The sequence below is a fragment of the Mesorhizobium sp. M8A.F.Ca.ET.057.01.1.1 genome (assembly GCF_003952565.1).
Lineage (GTDB): Bacteria > Pseudomonadota > Alphaproteobacteria > Rhizobiales > Rhizobiaceae > Mesorhizobium.
In genome coordinates this window covers 2,193,464-2,216,392 of the sequence record NZ_CP034454.1, presented here as the reverse complement: position 1 = coordinate 2,216,392, position 22,929 = coordinate 2,193,464, and the positions used below count along the sequence as shown (strand labels likewise).

The window sequence follows — 22,929 nt, the reverse complement described above, 5'->3', positions numbered from 1 at the left end:
ACGACTGGAGGATGCAGTCGAGCTCCCTCGGAAAAATCATCGTCATCGGTGGCGGCATAGCCGGCCTCTCGCTTGCCGCCGAGATGGCGGACTGGGCCGAAGTCACCGTCATCGAGCGCGAGCCGCATCTCGGCTACCATGCCAGCGGACGTTCCGCCGCTCTGTTCACCGAGACCTATGGCAACCGCGTGGTGCGCGGGCTGACGCTGGCCAGCCGGCGGCAAATAGTCGAAGGCGGCTTCGCCGCCCATCGGCGCGGCGCGTTGCATGTCGGCTGGACAGGTGACGACGCTGCGATCGACCGGCTGGCCTCCGAATTGCAGGCGCTGCTGCCCAGCGTGCGCCGCCTGTCGGCGGCCGAGCTTCACGCACTGGTCCCGGTCATAGCCAGGGAAGCCACCTGCGGCGGCGTTTACGAGCCGGACGCGGTGGATGTCGACACGGGCAAGATGCTGGCGGCCAGCGCCTCGGCGCTAAAGACAGGCGGCGGCATCATCCGCACCGGCGAGGAAGTCCGTGGGATCGCCCATGCCGAGCACGGCTTCATCATCACCACCAGTGCCGGCGAGCATCGGGCCGACATCGTCGTCAACGCCGCCGGCGCCTGGGTCGATGTCGTCGCCGGTCTGGCCGGTCTTTCCGGCCTCGGCTTCCAGCCGAAACGGCGCACCGCCTTCCTGTTCGATGCGCCCGCCGGCGCGGACATATCCAACTGGCCGCTGGTGGTCGACCTTCACGAACAGTTCTACTTCAAGCCCGACGCCGGCAGGCTGATCGGCTCGCTGGCCGACGAGACCGATTCCGAGCCTTGCGATGCCTGGCCCGAAGACATCGACGTCGCCATCGCCGTCGACCGCATCGAACAGGCGACCTCGATGCGCATCGGCCGTCCGTCGACGCCATGGGCGGGCCTGCGCACCTTCGCGCCTGACCGCACGCCTGTCGCCGGCTTCGACCCGCGCCTGCCAGGCTTCTTCTGGCTCGGTGGCCAAGGCGGCTATGGCTTCCAGGTGTCGCTGACGCTGGCCAGGCTAAGCGCGGCGCTGATGCGCGGCCAATCCCTGCCCGCGGATGTCGCGGCACTCGGCGTCACCGCCGCGGCGCTGGCGCCCGACCGCTTCCTTACCCCGGCGGCGACGCCATGAAGTTCCTTCCCTCAACCCCGAATGTGCCATCAGGAGCGTTTGCGATGAAATCCCTGCGCGCAGTGCTTGCCCCATCCCTTCTGGCCTCGACCCTGCTGGCCTCGTCCGTCCTTCTCGGCGGGCAGGCCTATGCCAAGACGCTGGTCTATTGCTCGGAGGCAAACCCCGAGACCTTCAACCCGGCCATCGGCATCGCCGATTCCACCATGGACGCCGCCGCCAAGACGATCTTTAATCGGCTGGTTGAGTTCAAGCCGGGCACGACCGAGGTCGGGCCAGCTCTGGCCGAAAGCTGGGATGTCTCGCCTGACGGCAAGACCTACACCTTCCATCTCAGGCACGGCGTGAAATTCCAGTCGAACGAGCATTTCACGCCCTCGCGCGATTTCGACGCCGACGACGTGCTCTACACCTTCAACCGCCAGCGCGACGCCAACAATCCCTACCACAAGCTGGGCGGCGGCGCTTACGAGTACTTCAACGCGCTGGGCATGGGCACGCTGATCGACAAGATAGACAAGGTCGACGATCACACGGTGCGCTTCACGCTGACGGCTCCCAACGTCACCTTCCTGGCCGGGCTGGCGCTCGACTATCTCTCCATCCTGTCGCTGGAGCAGACGCAAAAGATGGTCGCGGCCGGCACGCCCGAACTGATCGACAGCATGCCGGTCGGCACCGGCCCGTTCGTGCTTCAGGCCTACGTTCCCGACAGCCAGGTCCGCTACGCCGCCAACAAGGATTACTGGCGCGGCGCACCCAAGATCGACACGCTGGTCTTCGCCGTCACGCCCGAGCCGACCACCCGCGTCGAGCGCATCAAGGCCAATGAATGCCAGGTCGCCGCGCCGCCGCCGCCAAGCGCGGTCGCCGACCTGCGCGGCGACCCCGACATCACGGTGCTCGACCTCAAGGGCCAGAACATCGGCATCCTCGGCTTCAACGTCGAACACCAGCCGCTGGGCGACGTGCGCGTGCGCATGGCCTTGGCAAAGGCCATCGACCGCAAGGCGATCGTCGAAGCGGTCTATGCCGGCGCCGGCACGGTAGCCGGCAGCGTCGTGCCGCCGGCGCAGCTCGGCGCCGTCACCGATGCCGACATCGACTATGATCCCGATGGCGCCAAAAAGCTGCTGAAGGAAGCCGGCCATGAAAGCGGCCTCAAGATCAGCCTGTGGGCGATGCCGGTGTCGCGCCCCTACAACCCCAACGCCAAGCGCATGGCCGAGATGATCCAGGCCGACTGGGCGAAGGTCGGCGTGCACTCGGAGATCGTCAGCTTCGAATGGGGCGAATATCTCAAGCGCACCGCGGCGGGCGAACAGGACACGTTCCTGCTCGGCGGCAGCAGCGACAATGGCGATCCCGACAATATGCTGAGCTATCTCCTGTCCTGCGACGGCGTGAAGGGCGGCTCCAACCGCTCGCGCTGGTGCGACAAGGATTTCGAAAAACTGCTGGACGAAGGCCGCGTCGCCGCCGACCCGAAAGAACGCGCCGCGATCTACGGCAAGGCGCAGGCGATCCTCAAGGCCGAGGTGCCGGTGGCGCCGATCGCCCATTCGATGGTGGCGATCCCGATCCGCAAGAGCGTGCTGAATTATGTGCTCGACCCCTTCGGCCGGCAGAATTTCGCCGCCGTCGATATGGCGGAGTGAGGCAGAGCGCCGCCCCCTCATCCGGCCGCTACGCGGCCACCTTCTCCCCGGTGGGGAGAAGAGATCTTCGAGCGCCGAGTTCCTCTTTCAGCGGCTCCGACAGGTGAGCCTGATGAAGCGTGGCGCCCTCTTCTCCCCGACGGGGAGAAGGTGGCCCGAAGGGCCGGATGAGGGGCCTCTCCAAGGGCACGCCAGCCGATTTTGCGAAAATCCCGTGCTCCACAAAAGCGAGACCATCATGCCAAAAGATCTGAACGCCCTCCTCGACCGCTACCTCGCCGACGGCGCGGTGGGTGCCTCGCTTGCCTATGCCAAGGGTGGCTCAACACCAACGGCCTTCACCGCCGGCCTCGCCGACCGCGCGCATGGCACCCCTGTCGCGTCGGACCAGCTGTTCAAGATCGGCAGTTGCACCAAGACCTTCGTCGCCGCCGCCCTGGTCAAGCTGGCCGAGACCGGCAAGCTCGACCTCGGCGCGCCGATCTCCTCCTGGTTCCCGGACCTGCCCGGCGCCAGGGATATTTCGGTGCGCCAGTTGATCAACCACCGTAGCGGCCTGCCGGAATTCGAATATTACATTCCGATGGACCCGGGCCGGCAATGGAAGCCGCAACAGCTGGTCGACATCGCCTTCGCCTCCGACAAGCAGAAGGCGCCGGGCGGACCCGCCGTCTACAACAACACCGGCTATGTCCTGGCCGGCATGGTGATCGAGGCTGTCACCGGCCAGCCGCTCGGCGCCTATGTCCGAACCGCGATCCTTGACCCGCTTGGCCTGGAGAATACCTGGTCGCCGGCGACCGAAGCCTTCCCGGAAACATCGATGGTGCGCGGCTATTACCACCGGCCGCCGCCGGCGCCGAACGCGCCCACCGACATTGCCTCGGGCGGCGAGATGTGGCGCATGGACGGCGTGCTGCCCTATTCCGACGAACTGCAGGACTCTTCGGATTCCTTCCCGTTCGGCGCCGCCTATGGCTGCGGCGACATGGTGTCGACGCCATCCGACATGGTGGGCTTCATGCGCGGCCTGTTCTGCGGCAAGCTGTTGTATCAGCCCTTCTTCGCCGAGATGTTCGAACACCGCGTGCCGGCGAGTTTTCCAGGCACGCGCATGCGCGAGACGGGTGCCGGCATGTTCCAGAGCACCTATGGCGACCGCGCCTTCTATGGCCACCAGGGCAGCATTCCAGGCTATGTCGCCGTCATGCTGCACGATCCGGAGACGGACCTCACCATCGCCATGACCAGCAATGTCGGTTCCGGCAATCGCCTCTCCTTCCAGGCCAGCGGCCTGCACCCGGTCGTCGATCAGGCGATCCGCATCATTCTCGACTGACCGCGTTCAGCCGCCCTGCCCGGACGATGGATCGGGCAGGCCCGGCAGCATCTGGTTCAGCACCCGGTCACGAAGGAAGACGTGATGGAAGATGGCGGCGGCCGCGTGCAGACCGGCGAGCCACATGATGATATCGCCGAGCGTGCCGTGGATCTCGGCCAGCGGAGCGCCCCAGGTGCCGGAAAACGGACCGATCGCTCGCAGCCCATAGACGGTGACCGGGTGGCCGCCGAACAAGGCGCCGGCCATGGCTGTCGCCGGAACCGCGAACAGCAGCGCATAGAGCGCCCAATGCGTTGCCTTGGAGGCGACCTCCATCCAGGTCGGCATGGCCGGGGCATCGGGAATGCGATCGAACCGGCGCAAGACCAGGCGAATGACCAGCAGGCAGAAAACGGCGAAGCCGAGCGACTCGTGCAGCAGCAGCGTCGACGCCCTGGCCGCCGAATAGACCCGCTCCGGAGGGCCACCCGCGGAGACGAGGAAGGCAATGAGCACCAGCAGTGCCGTCAGCCAGTGAAATGCCTGGGCGAGGCGCCCGTAACGGGTTGTCGTACCGGACAGCGACATGCGAAAGCTCCGAAGCGGTTGGACATCTCCCATCGCGCTCGAATGTGGCCTTATTTCATCTGTTCCTGAAGTGACATGGGTTGCCGCGCGGCTGGCGGTGCTGTGTTCGCCGGCGGCTGGCAAGGTCCTAGCCTTGCTCCGTCCAGATCAGGCGCAGCAGGCGAAGCAGCGTTGCCCGCTCCTTGGCTGTCAGCCGATGCAGGAACCGGTCTTCGTGCCGGCGAACCTGTTGCCGCCATCCGGGCATGGCCTTGCGTGCGGCCGCTGTCAGGGTCAGCACCTGCACGCGCTTGTCGTCGGCATGGTCGTCGCGCTCGACCAGCCCCCGCCCCTCGAGTTCGGCAAGCAGCGGCGCCATGTTGGCGCTCTTCATGCCGAGCTGGCGGCAAAGTTCCGCGGCACGGATGCCGGGCTGTTCGTCGATCAGCGCCAGCATGCCGTAGGTGACCGGCCGCAACGCCGCATCGGCCAGCTCGACCGCGAAATCACTCAGGGCCAAGGTCGAGGCACGCCTGAGATTGTAGCCGATCTGCGCATCGAGCGCGTCTTCGGCCATCGCCGCCGGCTGAGCAGGATCGGGGCGCGTTCTGGGATCAGCGTGAATTTCAGTGTCATCCATGTTGAACCGATCGCCGCGATCAAAGTCCTTGTCAAGCAGAAAAGACTATGCGACATAGCAAATAGATAGCTATGCATCATAGCAATTTCCGTGAATGTGAAATCCATGGGAGGACACTGAGCATGACCGAAGAGACCGTTGCCTTCGATGTCGAGAACGGCATCGCCTGGGTGCGCTTCAACCGGCCGGACAAGCGCAATTGCATGAACCCGGCGCTCAACCGGCGAATGATGGACGTTCTGGACGAACTCGAATTCCGCGACGATGTCGGCGTGCTGGTATTGTCGGGCGAAGGCAGCGCCTGGTCGGCGGGCATGGACCTCAAGGAGTATTTCCGCGAGACCGAAGCCAAGGGCCTCGGCGCCATCCGCAAGGCGCAGTCCGAAGCCTATGGCTGGTGGCGGCGCCTGCGCTGGTATGGCAAGCCGACCATCGCCATGGTCAATGGCTGGTGTTTCGGCGGCGGCTATGGCCCGCTCTTCGCCTGCGACCTCGCTTTCGCCGCCGACGAGGCGCAATTCGCTTTGTCCGAGATCAATTGGGGTATCCTGCCCGGCGGCGGCGCCACCAAGGTGGTGGTCGACCTCCTGTCGATGCGCGACGCCATGTACCACGCGCTGACCGGCGAACTCATCGACGGCAGGAAAGCCGCCGCCTGGAAGCTGGTCAATGAAAGCCTGCCGCTGGCCGAGTTGAAGACGCGTGTCACCGAGGTTGCGAACGTCCTTTTGAAAAAGAACCCGATTGCCCTGAAGGCGACCAAGGACGCGATCCGCCGCGTCGCCGAAATGACCTATGACAATGCCGAGGATTATCTCGTGCGGGCGCAGGAAGCGGCCAACTTCCATGACAATGACGGCCGCAAGGAAGGCATCCGCCAGTTCATCGACGAGAAGAGCTACAAACCGGGTCTTGGCGCATACGACAAGGCCAGATGACGCTATAAACCATCGACGCAAATCTGGGAGGAGATGCGAATGCCGGCCTGGACGACATCGGATCCCGTGGCCCTGCATGCCGGGACGCAGCCGGATCGTCTTGCCTGCGTCGACCTGGCATCCGGCCGGCGCTGGACTTATGCGGCGCTCGACCGGGCCATCCAGTGCGCCGTCGGCGTCCTCGAAACCGGCTATGGCATCGAACAGGGGCAACGCATCGCCACGCTTGCCCGTAACGGCGCCGACCTGCTTGTCCTGCAGCAGGCCGCGATGCGGCTCGGCGCCGTCTTCGTGCCGCTCAACTGGCGGCTCGCCGGCGCCGAACGGCAGGCGATCCTGGCCGATTGCGGCCCGGTGTTGCTGCTGCATGACGCGCCACTCGAAATGGCGTTGCCGGTAGGCTGCCTGTCGGTCGAAGTCGCGGCCTTCGCAAGGGCGGTCGAGGCCCAGGCACCTGCGCCGCGCCGTCCCTTGCCGGACAGCGATGCACCGTCGATCATCCTCTACACGTCGGGCACCTCGGGCCGGCCGAAGGGCGTCGTCGTCACGGAGCGCAACGCGTTGGCCACGGCGGTCAATTTCGGCGTGCTCGGGCGCGTCGGCAATGCCAGCGTCTTCCTCTGCGATGCGCCGATGTTCCATGTCATCGGTCTCATCACCAGCCTGCGCCCGCCTTTGCTGCAAGGCGGGGCGGTGCTGGTCTCGCCCGGCTTCGATGCCGCTGCCACCAACCGACGCCTGGCCGACCCCACGCTTGGAATCACCCATTACTTCTGCGTGCCGCAGATGGCCAGGATGCTGCGGGAACATCCCGACTTCGCGCCGGCGCGCTGGACGTCCCTCACCGCCATCTTCACCGGCGGCGCGCCGAACCCGGCCATCGATATCAACTGGTGGCTGGCGCAAGGCGTCCGCATGGTCGACGGCTTCGGCATGACGGAGGCCGGCACCGTGCTTGGCATGCCGGTCGAGGCCGAGCGGATCGCCCGCAAGGCCGGCTCGGCCGGCCTGCCGGCGCCGACGATCGGCCTTCGCATCGTCGACGATGACGGCCGCGATGTCGCGGCCGGCGAACCGGGCGAGATATGGCTGTCAGGCCCTCGATCACGCCGGGCTACTGGAACCGGCCTGGCGAGACGGCGCGCGCCTTCACCAGCGATGGCTGGTTTCGCACCGGCGACATCGCGCGGCGCGATGACGAAGGCTTCGTCACCCTCGTCGACCGCCGCAAGGACATGTTCATCTCCGGTGGCGAGAACGTCTATCCCATGGAAATCGAGAGGGTGCTGCTCGACCATCCCGACATCGCCGAAGCCGCCGTGATCGGCATCGCCGACGAGCGCTGGGGCGAAGTCGGCCGCGCCTTCATCGTGGTCAAATCCGGTCGGGTCCTGGATCCGACCGCTCTGGCAAGTCACTGCGCCGCCCACATCGCACGCTACAAGGTGCCGAAGCAGTTCTTGCTTATCGAGGAGCTGCCGCGCACCGCCTCCGGCAAGATTCAGAAACACGTTTTGCGTGCCTGGACAGCACCGGACGGGCAGCGAGTCTGAGGCGGGCCACGGTTCAGCTCATACTCGTGGAGCGAAACATCGCCACGGCCGCGGCCACGATCTGCGCATTGTCCTTCGCCACCGTTCCATCGGCGAGCGTCTTGCCGTCTTCCAGCCCGACCCGTGTCGACCAGCGCTTTTCCCGCGCAAGCTCCACGAAGGGCCAGACAGTGCCGTCGACGCCGTGCAGCAGGATTGGCCGCCGCACGCCCGCGCGCTCGAGCACGGCGGCGATGCCGTGCGCCTCGTCGAGGGCCTTGGGCAGGTCCGGTATGTCGATCTCGATCAGGATGCGCAGCACGCGGCCGTGATCGGCAAGCGCCACGAAGCGCTCGGCATCTTGCGTGGTGGCAAGCCCCGCCTCGATGCCGACGCCCTGCCTGCGCAACAACTCCATCACATCGGGCGCGTCGGCTTCCGAGAGATTGACCGAGGCATAGTCAGGCAGCTCGCGCCAGGCCGCGATCGCCGCGCGGGTCCGGGCCACATCGTTCTCGATCCAGGCGCCGGTCGATACGCCTATCAATGTGCCGGGGCAGGCCTGGCGCACGGCAAGGACCGTCATATCCACCGCCGCCAGGCTTTCGCGCCCGTCGGCGCCACGCGGATGGATGTGCAGTTCGGCCGCACCCGCGGCAACGCAGGCCGCGGCATCGCCGGCCATCGCTTGCGCCGTCAGCGGCAGGCCGGGATGGAAATCGCGCGGACGCGCCCCATTGATGCAGGCCTGGACGATCATCGATTTCACCTCGGACAAAAGAGCGCAGTCTAGCTGCGCCGCTACACCGCGCAAAGCCTTGGCACCGTCACTCCTGACACGACGGCGCCGCCGCCGCGCGGCATTCGCCAGCATTTGAATAAAAAGCGCCGGTGGATATTTACCCCACGTTGCGCCAGGCGGGCCAGGATACATTAGGGCGGGATCATGGAGGGAAACCATTGACCAGCGATTTTTCAGCCGCCCGGCTCCATCTCGAACGCGCCTACCACTATCTGCGCGGCAATGACGAGACGAGCCGTTCGACTTGCGAGGCCCTCGACCTGCTGATCGAGACGGTGGCGGAAGCACAGCACAGGAAGCCGGAACCCGGGGTGCTGGAATTTCCGCGAGTGGCGGCGCGCCGACTCGGCTGAACAGAACGCGTCGCGCTGAACGGAATCAGTCTGCGCGCATCAAGTCTCCGTCTTCACGCATGTCGCTATCCAGGTCGCTTTTGGAGCGACATGCGTTTTGTCCATCAGGACGCCCTGCGTCTCGATGCGCCGTCGGCCATTCGCGCCGCCCGCGCCACGATTCGCTCCAGCGGTTCGGGCCGGTGCAGCAGAAAACCCTGGCCGAACTCGACGCCCATGTCATCCAGCATGGCCACCGTGTCCTGCCGCTCGATCTTCTCGGCCACGACGGCGCAACCGAGGCTGCGGGCAATGCTGGTGATGGCCAGCACGATCTCGCGGTCGAAGCGGCTTTCCGTGACGTGCTCGATGAAGGAGCCGTCGATCTTGATGGCATCGACCGGGAAGCGCCTGAGATATTCGAACGAGCTCATGCCGGCGCCGAAATCGTCGAGGCTGACCTTGCAGTGCCGCTCGCGCGCCTTGCGCACGAAGGTTTCGGCGGCATCGAAATTGGTGACGGCGGCGGTTTCGGTGATTTCAAAGCCGATGCCCGAATGCGGCGCCCCGGTTTCCGCGATGATGCTGTCGACGAAGTCCCACAGTCCCGGATCGCTCAGCGTCTGCGCCGACAGGTTGAAGCCGAGCGTGATCGCGCCGGATTTCATCGCCGCGCCGTGCCGCGACAGCGCAGTGCGGATGATCCAGCGATCGAGCCGCGCGGCAATGCCGAAGCGCTCCGCCGCCGGTATGAACTCGCCGGGCGGGATCAGCCGGCCGTCCTTTCCGGCAAGCCGCGCCAGCACCTCGACATGGCGGGTCTCTTCCCAGGGGCTGCCCAGCCGGTGGATCTCCTGGCCGAACAGTTTCAGCCTGCCGTCCTCCATGGCATCCACCGTGTCGGCGGCGAGCCGTGCGGCGTTGAGGCCGCCCGAACCGGAGACGGCATCGGTCGAAAACAGCGCGAAGCGATCACGCCCGGCGGCCTTGGCCGCGTAGCAGGCATCGTCGGCGCAGGCCAGCGCGTCGGCAACCGTGGTGACGCGGTCGCGGACGATGGCGATGCCTATGCTGGCAGCCAGCCGGCGTGAGGTCGCGGCAACGCCGAGATCGGCGTCGCGCACGGCCGCCAGGATGGCGCCGGCCAGCCGCTCGGCCTGCACGGCGTCGCAATCGGGCACCATCAGCGCGAACTCGTCGCCGCCGAGCCGCGCCGCATGCGCCGATGGCGGCAGGCAGCGGCCAATGCCCGCGGCCACGCTCTTCAGCGCCAGATCGCCGGCGGCATGGCCGGCGAAATCGTTGAGCGCCTTGAAGTAGTCGAGGTCGATGTAGAACACCGCGAGCGGCACGCCCGTGGCGATATGGTCGGCGAGCAGCCTGTCGAAGGCGGCGCGGTTCCACAAGCCGGTCAGCGCGTCATGGCGGGCCGCGAAGGCAAGCTCCTGTTCGCGCAGCTTGTCCTCGGTGATGTCGCGCACCGTGCCGAGAACCAGGCCGGCCGCGCCGGCCGCGGCAACGAAGCGCACCAGCGACTCGACGTGGCGGATGGCGCCGTCGCGCCTGATGATGCGGTATTGCGAGGCGGTAACCTTGTCCGAACCGGGCGTCGGCAAATGCGCCTGCTCGGTGGCTTCCTTGTCGTCGGGATGCAGATAGGTATGCCAGAGGCCGCCCGACACTTCGTCGGTGTCGGCAACGAGGCCGAATATGTCCCGGGTGCGGGCATCCCAATAGCTCTTGTTGGTGGCCATGTCATAGTGCCAGATGCCGGTGCCGCTGGCGGCGAGCGCCAGGCGGAAGCGCACATTGACCTGTTCGAGCGCGGCCTCGGCCGCCTTCTGCTTCGAGATGTCGGTCTGCACGCCCATCAGCCTGAGCGGCTTGCCGTCGGCGTCGCGCTCGACGATGCCGCCGCGGTCGAGCACCCATATCCAATGGCCCTGCTTGTGCTTGAGCCTGAGTTCGGTCTCGATGGCGTCGGTCAGCCCGGCAATGTGGCGGTCGCCGCTGGCCAGCGCCCGCTCGCGGTCGTCGGGGTGGGTCAGTTGCAGCCACAGGTCGCTGGTGTTGGCGAGTTCATCCTCGCCGTAACCCAGCATTCGCGCCCAGGTCGCCGAATAGAAGCAGTCGCCGGTGCGCAGATCCCAGTCCCAGACGCCAAGATGGGCGCTCTCCAGGGCCTTGGCCCAGAACGCTCCGTTGCGATTTTTCCTGCCCTGACGCGCCATCGTCCGTTTCGCCTGCCCCATCCCGCGAGCAATCTGCGGCAAAACCAGAGAAGAAAGCGTTACTTGTCGCGCAAGGCGGCGGAGGCGCGCCGCCATCACCGGCCGTTGCGGCTCTGCGCCTTTCGATTGGCCGGCAAGAACCGGAGTTTTGCGCGCGTCCGATCGTCCTAGGGATGGCCCGGATCATCGACACAGGTGATCCCCAAAGCCAGACAAGAAGAGGACCTCCCTATGACCAAGCAGGAAGACAACAAGGCCGTCGTCGTCAGAGATGGTTCACCGACTTCTGGGGTGAAACCTGCGACCTCTCCGTTGTCGACGCCGTCGCCGCGCCCGACATGCTGCTGAAATATTCGCTGCACGAGCCGCGCCGCGGCCGCGACGACATCAAGGCCTTCATGACCGATTTCCGTGCCGCCTTCCCGGATCTCAACTTCTGGGCCACCGCCGAGCTCATCGCCGAGGGCGATTATGTCGTCGGCCAGTGGGAGGGCGGCGGCACGCATACCGGCCCGGCCTTCGGCGATTTCCTCGCCGGTTCGCTGCCCGCCGCCACCGGCCGCACCATGCGGTTCACCGGCACCACGGTGCTGAAGGTGGTGGATGGCAGGATCGTCGAGGAAATCGGCCTCGACGACGGCGTCGCCGCCCTCACCCAGCTCGGCCTGATCAAGGCCGCCTGAACTCGAGACTTCGGCCAGGCGGCATCAACACCGCCTGGCCGTGCCGGTTACTGGCTCGGCGCCATCACGTGCTCGCATGACACTTTCGGGTTCATGTCGGCGAAGGTGCCGGTCGGGTTGCCTTTCCAGGCCCAGACATGCAGTTCGTAGAACTCACCCAGGCCATAGCGGTTGGGCGCGCTGTTGAAGTTGAACAGCTGTCCCTCGAGCGACGCCGGCCCCTTCGAGGTGATGTATTCGACCGCCACCAGCTTCAGCGTGCCGTCGGCCATCGGCTCGTACATCACCGCTTCGGGACGGGCGATGTCGATCTTGTCGTCCTTCAGATACCCGCCATTGACATAGTGGATGCCCATGGCGCCGCCGGTGATGCCGCTGGCGCAGGGAATGGGCGCATAGCCTTCCGCCGTCGCGGCGTTGACGTCGAGAAACCGGCTGTTGGCTGCCCGCACTTTTTCGGCCAGCGGATTGGCGTCCGGCGCGCCCGCCGCCTCCTGATGCGCCTGGGCGAAGGTCGTGCAGACGGCCAGCATGGCTCCCGCCATGAGAAGCCCGTTGCGAAAGTTTGATTTCATATCCATTCCTGTTGAAAAGCACGGCTGGCCGGCCGCCGACAATACGGCGGCGCGACAGGCAAGCGCCGTGGCTGTTGTTGCGTGGAGATCGCGAGAACGTGGCGAATGCCGGTCATCCCTTCGGCAAGTACGGGATCGTTCCGGCCAGATCGGTGTCGTCGATCAGCTGGAAACGGCTGTCGCTGCCGTCCTGGCGGGCCGAAACGAAAGGCGCGTAGGCCGGATCGCTGGTGAAGGCGCGCGCCGCGGCTTCCGACGGGAAGGCCATCAGGGCGATCAGCGTGGTGTCGAGCGGCATGCCTTCGAGCGTCGTTACATTGCCGCTTCGCGACAGATATTTGCCGCCATGCTTGTGGACGAGGTCGTGCACCGAGGCGACGTAAGCCGGGACCCATTTCGGGTCCTTCATCTTGATGTCCGCGATAACGTAAGCAGTCATTGTGGTCTCCTGGTTGCGGCGCACAGGGGTATCCCGTGCACCGGCCAAAGGGCTCGCATGGCAGGGCCAGCGCCAGCCAGTCCGCGATCTGTACTGGGCCGGTACAGTTTCTGTACTCGCCGCTTCAATCACGAAGGACTAATGTTGGCCGCAGGTTCGAGGGAGAGGCACAGTCATGACCCAGCACGGATACAAACAGTTCTGCCCGCTATCGATGGCCGCCGAGGTGCTGTGCACCCGCTGGACGATGGTGCTGATGCGCGAGCTCGTGGCGGGGTCGACCCGCTTCAACGACCTGCGCCGCGGCGTGCCCAAAATGTCGCCGACCCTTCTGTCGCAACGGCTGAAGGAGCTTGAGCTGGCGGGGATCGTCGAGCGCAAGGAGGTCCAGGGAGAAAAAGGGATTTTCGACTACCGGCTGACCGAGGCCGGCCGCGATCTGCGTCCGGTCGTCGAGGCGATGGGGTTCTGGGGCCAGAAATGGGTCGAGTCCCGGCTGTCGCTGAAGAACCTCGACCCGTCGCTGCTGATGTGGGACATGCGGCGCAATTTGAACCCCTCGCCGCTGCCGGAAGGACGCACGGTGATACAATTTCTGTATCAGGAACTCCCCGCCTCCAAACGCTCCTGGTGGCTGATCGTCGAAAAGCACGGCGAGGTCGACCTGTGCTGGTACGATCCGGGCTTCGACGTCGACCTCTATGTCTCGACCGACCTGCACACGATGACGGCGATCTGGATGGGATTGCTCACCGTCGAGAAGGCCGGCCCGAAGGTCGTCCTGACCGGCGACCAGGCCATCGGCAGGCAAATGCAGACCTGGCTCGGCCTCAGCCCCTTCGCGGTGGAGCCCAAGCGCGCGGCGTAGGACAGGCCGTGCATGTCGCCAAAACGCACATCGAGTTTGGGCGGCATGCCGCGAAAACAAGGGCTTACAGCGAGTCTTTGAATCCGGCTGGATGCGACCCGTCAACGGGATCGGATGCTCCAATCAGGTAGTGCTTGTTCTCATAGGCCTCGATCAGGGTCGCGAGAACATCGAAGCGATCACCATCGAGAGAGCCGATCTCCGGCTCGTTCTCGAAGTATTTTGTGATTTCGCCAATCGCCCAATCGTAATCGGCTTCAGTCTTAATGGGTCGAATGTTTTCCATCACACCTTCTCCGGGGCGATCTTGTCATATTCTTTGTTTGCAGGAAACGGGTGGCGGGGCCGGCTTTCCACGGCTTCAATACGGCCATGTTCATCACCCTGGCCAAGGACCTGAGATCCACGCCGCTGCCGGTTGCCGACGACCAGCGCTGGGCGCGCATCGTCGCGCGCGACAAATCTGCGGATGGCGCGTTCTGGTATTCGGTGGCGACGACCGGCGTCTATTGCCGGCCGTCCTGCCCGTCCCGGCGCGCCAACCCCGCCAATGTCCAGTTGCACGACACTTTACAACAGGCGAAGGCGACAGGCTTTCGCCCATGCCGGCGCTGCAATCCGGATGGCCCTTCGCTCGAGGCCGCCAACGCCGCGGTGGTCGCCGATGCCTGCCGCAGGATCGAGGCGAGCGAGGACGAACCCTCGCTCGCCGAACTGGCCGATGCCGCCGGCCGAAGTCCCGGCTATTTCCACCGCGTTTTCAAGGCGGTCACCGGGCTGACGCCGAAAGAGTATGCAGCGGCCCGCCGTGCCGCCCGGGTCCGCCAGGGGCTGGAAGGCGGCGTCAGCGTGACATCGGCGATCTACGATGCGGGCTTCAATTCGAGCGGGCGTTTCTACGAAAAGTCGACCGGCATGCTCGGCATGACGCCGACGCGCTATCGCGCCGGCGGCGCCAACGAAGAGATCCGCTTCGCCGTCGGCGAAACTTCGCTCGGCACCATCCTGGTCGCCTCGAGCCGCAAGGGCGTCGCCTCGATCCTGCTCGGCCTGGATCCCGACGCGCTGGTGCGCGACCTGCAGGACCGTTTCCCCAAGGCGCGGCTGGTCGGCGGCGACAGCGACTACGAGGCGCTGGTCGCCCGCGTCGTCGGCTTCGTCGAGGCGCCGGAGCTCGGTCTCGACCTGCCGCTCGACGTGCGCGGCACCGCGTTTCAGCAGCGCGTCTGGCAGGCCTTGCGGGACATCCCGGCCGGCCACACCGTTTCCTATGCCGAGATCGCGCGGCGTGTCGGCGCGCCCAAGGCGACCCGCGCCATCGCCGCCGCCTGCGCGGCCAACGCCCTTGCGGTCGCTATCCCCTGCCACCGCGTGATCCGGAAGGACGGCGCCCTGTCGGGCTATGCCTGGGGCGCCGAGCGCAAACGCGCCCTGCTCGACAGGGAGGCGATGCCAGCCGCCAACGCCTACCCGTCTTCGCAGGACTGACGGGAACCGGCGATGCGCGCGATGGCAAGCTCTCCCGCCGCCGGTGAAAACCGACAAACCCATGGCAAGGTCGATGTCCGGCAGCGCGCGGACGATGCGAAGTCGCTGGTGCTGGCTGCCATCGGCAAGTTGATCGATGACGGCAAGGCCGAGTGGGGTCGTACGGCAAGTGGTGAGACGGAACTGCGACTCTCGACCGGCGAGGTATTCGAGCTGGGCGAAGGTTCGGTGACGCGGGTCGGATGAACGCTTGGTTTGGGGCGAAGTTGGCACTCTACGGCGCCCCCCTCTGTCCTGCCGGACATCTCCCCCACGAGGGGGAGATTGGCAGTTCCGGCGCCGGCTCTCTTCTTGCAGCATTGGAGATTGGCGAAAGCCGTCGTGACGGCCAATCTCCCCACCCGTGGGGGAGATGTCCGGCAGGACAGAGGGGGGCGCCGTAGAGCACTTACCTTGGCGCCGTTCATCCTCGGACAACAAGTTTCGAATTTGAAAGCAAGCACCGGAGTGAGAGCGGCAGGCCACCCCGGTAGGGTTCAGACACAACAAGGAGTGACGACAATGAACCTCATGCTAGCCAACACCCAAATGACAGCTACCGCCCTCGACACCATCGCCTACGCCACCAGCCAATCCGCGATCGGCAGCATTCTCGTCGCGCGCGGCTATCTCGGCGTCTGCGCCATTTTGATCGGCTCCGACCGCGAGGCGTTGGAACAAGACCTCGCCAACCGCTTCCCCGGCAGGATGCTGCTCGAAAACGAGGCCGGCTTGCGCGACGATCTCGCGGCCATCGCGCGCTTCATCGAAATGCCCGGCGCCGGCCTCGACCTGCCGCTCGACATGCGCCACGGCACGCCCTTCCAGCAGCGCGTGTGGGAGACGCTGCGCACCATTCCGTGCGGCGCCACGGTCACCTACGCCGCCCTTGCCCGGCGCCTCGGCATGCCGGACGGCGCCCGCGCCGTGGCGACGGCCTGTGCCGCCAACGCCATCGCGCTCGGCATTCCCTGCCACCGCGTGCTGCGCGCCGACGGCTCGCTGTCCGGCTATCGCTGGGGGACCGAACGCAAGCGCGCCCTGCTGGAGCGGGAGGCGGCGATATGAACGCCGACGCCAGGGTTGCCCCATCGCTGGTTGAAGCTGCCGAGACACGGATCGCCGCCTACGACTGGCCGGCGCTCACCGCCGAGCTCGACGGCTTCGGCTGCGCGGTGATGGAAAAGCTGCTGTCGCCGCAGGAGTGCCGGCAACTCGCCGGCCTCTACCCCAGGAGCAGCATTTCCGCAGCCACATCCACATGGCCAGGCATGGCTTCGGCAAGGGCGAATACCGCTATTTCCGCTATCCCCTGCCCGACCTGATCGGCGGCCTGCGCGGCGCGCTCTATCCCAGGCTGGCCGAGGTCGCCAACCGCTGGAACGAACGCATGGGGATCGCCATGCGCTACCCCGCCACGCATGCCGCGTTCCTCGAACAGTGCCATGCCGCCGGCCAGGTCAGGCCGACGCCGCTTCTGCTGCAATATGTACCCGGCGACTTCAACTGCCTGCACCAGGACCTCTATGGCGACCTGGCCTTCCCGCTGCAGGTGGCGATCCTGCTTTCGGAGCCCGGCGAGGATTTCACCGGCGGCGAATTCGCGCTGACCGAACAGCGGCCGCGCATGCAGAGCCGGGTCGAGGTGGTGCCCCTGCGCCAGGGCGATGCGGTGGCTTTCGCCGTCCACAACCGGCCGGTACAGGGAACGAAAGGCAACTACCGCGTCAATCTGCGCCACGGCGTCAGCCGGCTGCGCTCAGGCATGCGCCATACGGTCGGCATTATCTTCCACGATGCCAGGTGAATGCCGGCCTCATGCTTCTTCCCAATAGGGCGGGTCGCCAAACACATCGCGCAGCCATGCGGTGAGCGCGCGCAGCTTGGCGGATCCGCGCCGGTCCTCGGGAAAGGCCATGTAGATGCTGGCTCCTTCCGGCTCGGCGCCGACATCGACGCTCACCAGCCGCCCGTCGGCGATTTCCGTCTGGATGAAATAGGCCGGAAGCAGGGCCAGGCCGAGGCCGGCAAGCGCGGCATCGCGCATCAGGATCCCGTTGTTGACGCGCAAGGTGGTCTGAGGGCGGACAGTCATCAGCCGCCGTGAAACCTTGAACCGCCAGTCGGCGGCACCCCGGATCGAGTAGATGATGCCCTTGTGGCGTTTCAGGTCCTCGATGGTCCCGGGCCGCTCGAATGTCTCGAGATAGTCCGGCGCGGCCACCAGGAAGCGCCGGCTGGAAGCCAGCTTCCTGACGATGACGGGGCCGTCATCGACCACTGGCCCGTGACGCAAGATGGCGTCGTAGCCGTCGGCCACTATGCTGATGAACCGGTCGTCGAGATCGAGCGTCAGCTCAATCCCCGGATGCTTGGCCAGGAAGCCATACAGCGCCGGGCCGAGATGCAAGATGCCGAAGCTGGTCGGCGCCGCTATTCTGAGCGGCCCGGCGAGTTCACCGCGGCGCTCGGCGATCTCGGCGCTGGCATCCGCCACCTCCTGCATGATGCGTTTGGCGCGTTCATAGAAACTTCGCCCTGTCTCGGTGATGGAAAGCTTGCGCGTCGTGCGGTCCAGCAGCTTCGTGCCGAGGCCGCGTTCGAGTTCCGACAGCCGCTCGCTGATGACGGATTTCGACAGCGCCATGCGCCTGGCCGCTTCGGTGATCGAACCGGATTCCGCCACGGCGACAAAGGCGGCGGCGGCTTCGAGCTTCAGCATTGTTCGGCTTTCCCGAATTCACAATCAGGCGACTGTCGCCTAACGAAATCAAGGGCATGGTGTCATAGTTCACAAAACCGCGATACTGCGGTGATAGAACAAACCTCCAGGAGTTCTTTCATGTTTCGTCCTTTGGTCATCGTGCTCGGGTTGTTGGCAATGAGCGTTCCGGCCTCGGCCCGCGTGGTCGCTTTTCCTGCCAGTTTCAAGACACAGACGATCAAGACCAACGGCACCAGCCTGCACGTCCGCGTGGGCGGAAAAGGCCCGGCGGTCGTGCTGCTGCATGGCTTCGCCGATACCGGCGACATGTGGGCGCCCGCCGCGATAGCCCTGATGAAGGACCACACGGTGATCGTGCCGGACCTGCGCGGCATGGGCCTTTCGGCGCATCCCGACGACGGCTATACCAAGAAGAACCAGGCCGTCGACATCGTCGGCGTGATGGACGCGCTGAAGATCGACAAGGCCGACCTGGTGACACACGACATCGGCAACATGGTCGGCTATGCGCTGGCCGCGCAATATCCCAAGCGCATCACCAAATGGGTCGTCATCGACGCACCGCTGCCGGGCATCGGCGACTGGGACAAGATCAAGCAGAGCCCGCTGCTGTGGCACTTCAACTTCCGCGGCCCCGACATGGAGCGGCTGGTCGCGGGCCGCGAGCGCATCTACCTCGACCGCTTCTACAACGAACTGTCGGCCGCCCCTAAGAAGATCGACGAGGCGACGCGCGCCCACTATGCGAAGCTCTATGCGCGGCCGCATGCCATGCATGACGCCTTCGAGCAGTTCAAGGCATTCGACCAGGACGCCATCGACAACCAGGCGATGCTGGCCAGCAGCGGCAAGCTGTCCCTGCCGGTGCTCGCCGCGGGTGCGGAAAAGTCCGCCGGCACGAGCCAGGCTGATGTCCTGCGCTTTGTCGCCTCGGACGTGACGGGCGCCATCGTGCCAGCGTCCGGCCATTGGATCATGGAGGAAAACCCGGATGCCACGGTCAAGCTGATCACGGATTTCCTCTCAAGGTAACAACCGATCGACTACCCCAATTGCGGTCGCTCCCAAAGCTGGTATCTCTAACGAATGGATAGGGATAGAATGGGACGCACCGCCCTCATTAACGCGATAATTGATCGCGAGATGGTACTTGCCCAGCGCTTACTGGAGAGCGGCGTTGATCAGAACGCAATCGACAGGGCAGGCTGGTCCGCTTTGCACTTTGCCGCTCAGAACTGCGACGGGGATTTAGTTCGGATGCTCATTCGAGCGGGAGTGGCGTTGGAGCCGCGAGACGCCAACGGCAACAGCCCCTTGTGGCGAGCAGTAATGTCATATCGGGGTGGTGCTGAGGCTATCACCCCGCTATTGGATGCGGGAGCGGACCCTGACGCAGCGAACGTTCATGGCGTGAGTCCACGTTCATTGGCCGTGACCATCGCAAACTATGACACAGCGAAGTTCTTCGACACGTAAGGATAGGCGCCTTCATCATCCATCGGCGGCCACCATCTCCAGGATCCACGGACACGCATAATAGTCGGCGATGCGGTCGATGACGCCGCCCTGTGCATGGATGCGCACCAGATAGGCCGGCCGCCACTCCTCGTCTTGCCGCCTGTCGACGACCAGAACGTCCTCCCCTTCGACCACATCTGGCCGTATGCGCCATGGCAGCTCGCTGCGCCCATATTCGACGAAGTAGGGCGAGCGGGAGAGCAGGCCGTTATAGCAGTCCGACACCCGCAGCCGCGCATCGGCGCTGGTCAGCGCCCGCACCCCGTCCCAGTCCCTGGCATTGAAGAGTTCGACATAGCGGCCGAGCAGCCGCTCGAGATCGGGGTCGCGCGCGGGCACTGCGACCGGTTGCGCGGGCAAGGCGGCGAGCTTGGCGCGACCGCGATTGAGCGCCGACTTGACGCCGCCCGATGTCGAGCCGACCAAATCGGCGATCTCGTCCAGCGAATGGTCGAAGACGTCCTTGAGCAGCACGCAGGCGCGCTCCTTCGGCGGCAGATGCACCACCAGCCGCTCGATGGCGCGGCCGGCGCCCGGACCGGCCGGCTCGACCGGCGGCACGATATCGTCGCCGGCATAGAAGGCTTCGGCCGCGTGCCGCGTGCGGCGGTTGCGGATGAAGTCGATGCACCTGTTATGCGCGATGCGAAACAGCCACGGCCGCAGCGCCTGCGCATCGTCGAGCAGCTCGATCTTGCGATAGGCTTCGAACAGCGCCTCCTGCATGATGTCCTCGCCATCCAGCGCCGAGCCGGTCATGCGCGCGCAATAGCGATGCAGCCTGGCGCGCAGATGCGAAACCGTCTCCAGGAACGCGGCATAGCGCAGGTCGAACACGCGGTCGGGCTCAGGCCAGGCCCGCATGGCTTGCGTCGTGTCGGGGGGGTTGCGGATCTGCTGGTTCATCGCGGCACATAGGTCAGGGTCACCACGCCATTGGCGAAACGATGCGTGCCGACAAGATCGAGATCGACCGGCCCGACATCGTCGAAGGCGCGCTTGCCGTGCCCGACCCATGTCGGCACGATCGACAGATGATACTCGTCCACCAGCCCCGCGCCAAGCAAGGTGCGGTCGAGCTGCGACACCCCATATTTCAGGATGTCGCCGCCCGGCTGGCGTTTCAGCGCCGCAAGCGCCTCGGCGACGTCGCCTTCGATCAGCGCGGCATTCCACGACACCGTCTTCAGTGTCGTCGAGGCGACCAGCTTCTTCAGGCCGTTGATGCGGTCCATATAGGGGCTATCCCTGATGTCAGGCCAGCGTGCGAAGAACATCTCGTAGGTGACGCGGCCAAGCAGGAAGAACTCGACGTTCGAAAGCGCCTGCAAGGCATGGTCCACATTCTCCCCGACGAAGAACGGCGAGGCCCATGTCATGGGTCCCTCGATGACGCCATCCAGCGAGATGAAACTCGACACGATCAGCCGCCGCATGCTCACGCCGCCCTTTCGCTGGTCTTCTCATCGGCTGCCGGCAGCCCCAGTCTCGGCCTTACCCAGGTGGCGAAACGGGCAATGGCATCATCGGCCTCCGGCGCCCGCCCGGCCATCATCTGGAAGGAGTGCAGCATGCCGTCGAAGACGTCGAGCCGGGTCTCGACGCCTGCCTGTCTCGCCCGCTCGGCGAACATGCGGCTTTCGTCGACCAGCGTCTCGTCGGCGCCGGCCTGCAGGAAGACGGGTGGAAAGCCGGAGAGGTCGGCGTAGAGCGCACTGACCTCGGGATCGCGCCGATCGGCATCGCCGATGAAATTGGCCGCCAGCCAGTCGACGCCGGCCTTGGCGAAGGCCGGATCTTTTCACGGTTGGTCTCGTAGCTGGCAGCGGTCATCGCCATGTCGAACCAGCCGGAGATGATCAGCGTGGCAACGGGCAGCGGCCGCCCCTGCGCGCGCAGCCGCTGCAGGACGCCATAGGTCAGCACCGCGCCGCAGGAGTCGCCGGCGATCACCATCCGCCGGTGGTCGAAGCCCTGGTCGGCAAGCCAGTTCCAGGCTGCCATCGCCGCCTCGAGCTGGGCCGGATGCTTGGCCTGATGCGCCAGCGGATAATCGTAGGCCAGCGCCCGGCAGCCGACGGCCTTGGCGAGATGGCCGACCAGCTTGCGGTGGGTGTAGATCGAGCCGCCGATGAAGCCGCCGCCATGCGCATAAACCAGCACCCGCTGCTCGTCGGCGCCCTTTGGCACGACCCACATCGCCGGCACGCCGCCGGCATCGACCTCGATATAGTCGACGCCGCGCGGCTCGCCGGTCAGTGCCGTCCAATGGACATCGTTGTGGTCGATGATCGCCTGCGGGCTGGTCAGCTTGCCCGCATTGGCCGCGATCGCCGCGTAATGGTTCCTGTTTGCCTCGCTCTCGATGCTCGCCATGATATTCTCCTGGAGTTGCGGATCGCGCAAGGCGCGACCTTCGGAAGGCAGAGACGTACGGGCAGGTAAAAAGGATACGTGGCGGTGGGCGATTTTTTTGCGGACGCGCTCAACCGCCAAACATCGCGGCATGCCGCCGGGCGAATTCGACGAACGGCGTCGGCCGCACGCCGAACATCTCATGCGTGGCCAGGTGCACCCGCGATTTCGGCCGCCGCCGCCGCTCCGCCAGTTGCTCGTCGAGCGCATCGGCGAAGTCGGCAGGGACGCCGGCGGCGAGCAGATTGCGCCGGCGCTCCTGCGGGCTGATATCGACATAGCGGACCGGCTTGCCGATCCCTTGCGAAATCCGCGTCGCGATGTCGCTCATTGTCAGCGCCTCGGGTCCGGTCATGTCGAGGCTCTCGCCTTCGTGGCCGCCATCGCGCAGCAGCCGGACGGCGACCTTGGCGATGTCTTCGACATCGACCGGCGACAGTTCGGTATCGCCGAGCGCGAGGTAAAATGCGCCTTCCGCGGCGATGGTCGGCGCGTCGCGCAGATAGACCTGCATGAACTGGCTGGGGCGCAGGTGAGTCCACGCCATGCCTGCTCCCTCCAGATAGCGCTCGACCTCCTCATGCATGCGCGTGAAGCGGAACTTGGTCGCGTCATAGCCAATGTTGGATTCGGCACCGGAAAACTTCACCACATGCGCGACGCCGGCCTGCTTGCAGGCGTCGATGAAACGGCACTGCGTCTCGACCATGTCTTGCGCGGCGGTCGAAATCATCAGCACGCGATCGATGCCGTCGAGTGCCGCGCCAAGCGTCTCCGCCCGGCGCATATCGCCTTCGATCAGGTCGATGCCGGCAAGTCCGCCGAGCCCTGCCGCGGATGCCCGGTCCAGATCGCGAACCAGCGCCCTCACTTGATACTTCTGCCGTGCGAATTCGCGCACGATTGCCTTGCCGTTCAGGCCGGTGGCGCCTGTCACCAGGATCATGGTCTGTCTCTCCATTCAGCATTGATGCGGCCGCCCTTTCGACGACCGCATCTTGAAGACGAAGAAA

The 22,929-nt window shown here is 65.6% G+C and carries 25 protein-coding genes and 3 pseudogenes; 15 read left to right on the top strand and 13 right to left on the bottom strand.

Features of this window, described 5'->3' with window-relative positions:
- Positions 1 to 11 precede the first annotated feature (11 nt).
- The 3 genes from EJ077_RS10190 (at position 12) to EJ077_RS10180 (ending at position 4,142) form a co-directional block, all read left to right on the top strand.
- Positions 12 to 1,145 carry an NAD(P)/FAD-dependent oxidoreductase gene (locus tag EJ077_RS10190; RefSeq protein WP_208701662.1) on the top strand — a complete coding sequence of 378 codons (1,134 nt, stop codon included), beginning with the start codon at positions 12 to 14 and terminating at the stop codon, positions 1,143 to 1,145.
- 44 nt (positions 1,146 to 1,189) lie between these two features.
- On the top strand, positions 1,190 to 2,803 hold the full coding sequence (locus EJ077_RS10185) for an ABC transporter substrate-binding protein (RefSeq protein WP_208701660.1): 1,614 nt from the start codon (positions 1,190 to 1,192) through the stop codon (positions 2,801 to 2,803).
- Between the two features lie 238 nt (positions 2,804 to 3,041).
- Positions 3,042 to 4,142 carry a serine hydrolase domain-containing protein gene (locus EJ077_RS10180; RefSeq protein ID WP_208701659.1) on the top strand — a complete coding sequence of 367 codons (1,101 nt, stop codon included), beginning with the start codon at positions 3,042 to 3,044 and terminating at the stop codon, positions 4,140 to 4,142.
- A 6-nt stretch (positions 4,143 to 4,148) separates the two neighbouring features.
- On the opposite strand, the gene EJ077_RS10175 is transcribed toward EJ077_RS10180, so the two are convergent.
- Positions 4,149 to 4,712 (bottom strand): cytochrome b, encoded by a 564-nt coding sequence (locus tag EJ077_RS10175; RefSeq protein ID WP_208701657.1) that lies wholly within the window; start codon positions 4,710 to 4,712, stop codon positions 4,149 to 4,151.
- A gap of 127 nt (positions 4,713 to 4,839) precedes the next feature.
- On the bottom strand, positions 4,840 to 5,331 hold the full coding sequence (locus EJ077_RS10170; protein ID WP_245458706.1) for a MarR family winged helix-turn-helix transcriptional regulator: 492 nt from the start codon (positions 5,329 to 5,331) through the stop codon (positions 4,840 to 4,842).
- A 122-nt stretch (positions 5,332 to 5,453) separates the two neighbouring features.
- Between EJ077_RS10170 and EJ077_RS10165 the strand changes: the two genes are divergently transcribed.
- From EJ077_RS10165 to EJ077_RS32005, 3 genes are read left to right on the top strand one after another with little or no spacing between them, the layout of a single operon-like run.
- Entirely contained in the window at positions 5,454 to 6,269 is an 816-nt protein-coding gene (locus tag EJ077_RS10165) for a p-hydroxycinnamoyl CoA hydratase/lyase (protein ID WP_208701655.1), read from the top strand.
- Positions 6,270 to 6,308: 39 nt separating this feature from the next.
- A complete protein-coding gene (locus EJ077_RS10160) occupies positions 6,309 to 7,592 on the top strand; it encodes an AMP-binding protein (RefSeq protein WP_416859546.1) in 1,284 nt (427 codons plus the stop codon).
- A complete protein-coding gene (locus EJ077_RS32005) occupies positions 7,553 to 7,822 on the top strand; it encodes an AMP-binding enzyme (RefSeq protein ID WP_245458776.1) in 270 nt (89 codons plus the stop codon). The genes EJ077_RS10160 and EJ077_RS32005 overlap by 40 nt, the downstream gene beginning before the upstream one ends.
- A gap of 13 nt (positions 7,823 to 7,835) precedes the next feature.
- Here EJ077_RS32005 and EJ077_RS10155 read toward each other — a convergent pair whose 3' ends face one another.
- Entirely contained in the window at positions 7,836 to 8,561 is a 726-nt protein-coding gene (locus EJ077_RS10155; protein ID WP_208701654.1) for a 3-keto-5-aminohexanoate cleavage protein, read from the bottom strand.
- 200 nt (positions 8,562 to 8,761) lie between these two features.
- On the opposite strand from EJ077_RS10155, the gene EJ077_RS10150 reads away from it, so the two are divergent.
- Positions 8,762 to 8,956: a hypothetical protein gene (locus EJ077_RS10150; RefSeq protein ID WP_208701652.1), complete on the top strand. Its 195-nt coding sequence runs from the start codon at positions 8,762 to 8,764 to the stop codon at positions 8,954 to 8,956.
- A gap of 104 nt (positions 8,957 to 9,060) precedes the next feature.
- Here EJ077_RS10150 and EJ077_RS10145 read toward each other — a convergent pair whose 3' ends face one another.
- Positions 9,061 to 11,166 carry an EAL domain-containing protein gene (locus EJ077_RS10145; RefSeq protein WP_208701650.1) on the bottom strand — a complete coding sequence of 702 codons (2,106 nt, stop codon included), beginning with the start codon at positions 11,164 to 11,166 and terminating at the stop codon, positions 9,061 to 9,063.
- A gap of 231 nt (positions 11,167 to 11,397) precedes the next feature.
- Here EJ077_RS10145 and EJ077_RS10140 point away from each other — a divergent pair.
- A pseudogene (locus EJ077_RS10140) lies at positions 11,398 to 11,849 on the top strand (ester cyclase).
- 47 nt (positions 11,850 to 11,896) lie between these two features.
- On the opposite strand, the gene EJ077_RS10135 reads toward EJ077_RS10140, so the two are convergent.
- Together EJ077_RS10135 and EJ077_RS10130 are read right to left on the bottom strand one after the other, a co-directional pair.
- On the bottom strand, positions 11,897 to 12,430 hold the full coding sequence (locus tag EJ077_RS10135; protein WP_208701648.1) for a hypothetical protein: 534 nt from the start codon (positions 12,428 to 12,430) through the stop codon (positions 11,897 to 11,899).
- 106 nt (positions 12,431 to 12,536) lie between these two features.
- Entirely contained in the window at positions 12,537 to 12,863 is a 327-nt protein-coding gene (locus EJ077_RS10130) for a DUF1330 domain-containing protein (RefSeq protein WP_208701646.1), read from the bottom strand.
- 175 nt (positions 12,864 to 13,038) lie between these two features.
- On the opposite strand from EJ077_RS10130, the gene EJ077_RS10125 reads away from it, so the two are divergent.
- Complete coding sequence (locus tag EJ077_RS10125; RefSeq protein ID WP_208701644.1) at positions 13,039 to 13,731, top strand: winged helix-turn-helix transcriptional regulator; 693 nt, start codon at positions 13,039 to 13,041, stop codon at positions 13,729 to 13,731.
- Between the two features lie 64 nt (positions 13,732 to 13,795).
- On the opposite strand, the gene EJ077_RS10120 is transcribed toward EJ077_RS10125, so the two are convergent.
- Entirely contained in the window at positions 13,796 to 14,017 is a 222-nt protein-coding gene (locus tag EJ077_RS10120; protein WP_135882035.1) for a helix-turn-helix domain-containing protein, read from the bottom strand.
- 86 nt (positions 14,018 to 14,103) lie between these two features.
- Between EJ077_RS10120 and ada the strand changes: the two genes are divergently transcribed.
- The 4 genes and pseudogenes from ada to EJ077_RS10100 all read left to right on the top strand — a co-directional run bounded on the left by ada (position 14,104) and on the right by EJ077_RS10100 (position 17,065).
- Entirely contained in the window at positions 14,104 to 15,219 is a 1,116-nt protein-coding gene (ada, locus tag EJ077_RS10115; RefSeq protein WP_208701642.1) for a bifunctional DNA-binding transcriptional regulator/O6-methylguanine-DNA methyltransferase Ada, read from the top strand.
- Positions 15,220 to 15,231: 12 nt separating this feature from the next.
- Positions 15,232 to 15,465 carry a hypothetical protein gene (locus EJ077_RS10110; protein WP_208701640.1) on the top strand — a complete coding sequence of 78 codons (234 nt, stop codon included), beginning with the start codon at positions 15,232 to 15,234 and terminating at the stop codon, positions 15,463 to 15,465.
- A 315-nt stretch (positions 15,466 to 15,780) separates the two neighbouring features.
- Positions 15,781 to 16,326: a methylated-DNA--[protein]-cysteine S-methyltransferase gene (locus EJ077_RS10105; protein WP_208701638.1), complete on the top strand. Its 546-nt coding sequence runs from the start codon at positions 15,781 to 15,783 to the stop codon at positions 16,324 to 16,326.
- Positions 16,323 to 17,065: pseudogene (locus tag EJ077_RS10100) on the top strand (2OG-Fe(II) oxygenase). Before EJ077_RS10105 ends, EJ077_RS10100 begins: the two are co-directional and overlap by 4 nt.
- Before the next feature lie 9 nt (positions 17,066 to 17,074).
- Here EJ077_RS10100 and EJ077_RS10095 read toward each other — a convergent pair.
- The gene (locus EJ077_RS10095; RefSeq protein ID WP_208701636.1) at positions 17,075 to 17,980 is read right to left on the bottom strand and encodes a LysR family transcriptional regulator; all 906 of its coding nucleotides are present in this window, start codon (positions 17,978 to 17,980) and stop codon (positions 17,075 to 17,077) included.
- Between the two features lie 159 nt (positions 17,981 to 18,139).
- On the opposite strand from EJ077_RS10095, the gene EJ077_RS10090 reads away from it, so the two are divergent.
- Entirely contained in the window at positions 18,140 to 19,015 is an 876-nt protein-coding gene (locus tag EJ077_RS10090) for an alpha/beta fold hydrolase (protein WP_416859553.1), read from the top strand.
- Between the two features lie 54 nt (positions 19,016 to 19,069).
- On the top strand, positions 19,070 to 19,459 hold the full coding sequence (locus EJ077_RS32765) for an ankyrin repeat domain-containing protein (protein ID WP_416859545.1): 390 nt from the start codon (positions 19,070 to 19,072) through the stop codon (positions 19,457 to 19,459).
- Between the two features lie 15 nt (positions 19,460 to 19,474).
- On the opposite strand, the gene EJ077_RS10080 is transcribed toward EJ077_RS32765, so the two are convergent.
- The 5 genes and pseudogenes from EJ077_RS10080 to EJ077_RS10065 all read right to left on the bottom strand — a co-directional run bounded on the left by EJ077_RS10080 (position 19,475) and on the right by EJ077_RS10065 (position 22,862).
- Positions 19,475 to 20,407: a sigma-70 family RNA polymerase sigma factor gene (locus EJ077_RS10080; protein WP_208701630.1), complete on the bottom strand. Its 933-nt coding sequence runs from the start codon at positions 20,405 to 20,407 to the stop codon at positions 19,475 to 19,477.
- On the bottom strand, positions 20,404 to 20,937 hold the full coding sequence (locus EJ077_RS10075; RefSeq protein ID WP_208701628.1) for a dihydrofolate reductase family protein: 534 nt from the start codon (positions 20,935 to 20,937) through the stop codon (positions 20,404 to 20,406). Before EJ077_RS10075 ends, EJ077_RS10080 begins: the two co-directional genes overlap by 4 nt.
- A gap of 2 nt (positions 20,938 to 20,939) precedes the next feature.
- Positions 20,940 to 21,251, bottom strand: coding sequence for an alpha/beta hydrolase (locus EJ077_RS32540; protein WP_281040210.1), 312 nt, complete (start codon positions 21,249 to 21,251; stop codon positions 20,940 to 20,942).
- Positions 21,252 to 21,361: 110 nt separating this feature from the next.
- A pseudogene (locus tag EJ077_RS32535) lies at positions 21,362 to 21,700 on the bottom strand (alpha/beta hydrolase fold domain-containing protein); the annotation flags it as partial.
- A 286-nt stretch (positions 21,701 to 21,986) separates the two neighbouring features.
- On the bottom strand, positions 21,987 to 22,862 hold the full coding sequence (locus EJ077_RS10065; protein ID WP_208701626.1) for an SDR family oxidoreductase: 876 nt from the start codon (positions 22,860 to 22,862) through the stop codon (positions 21,987 to 21,989).
- Positions 22,863 to 22,929 lie beyond the last annotated feature (67 nt).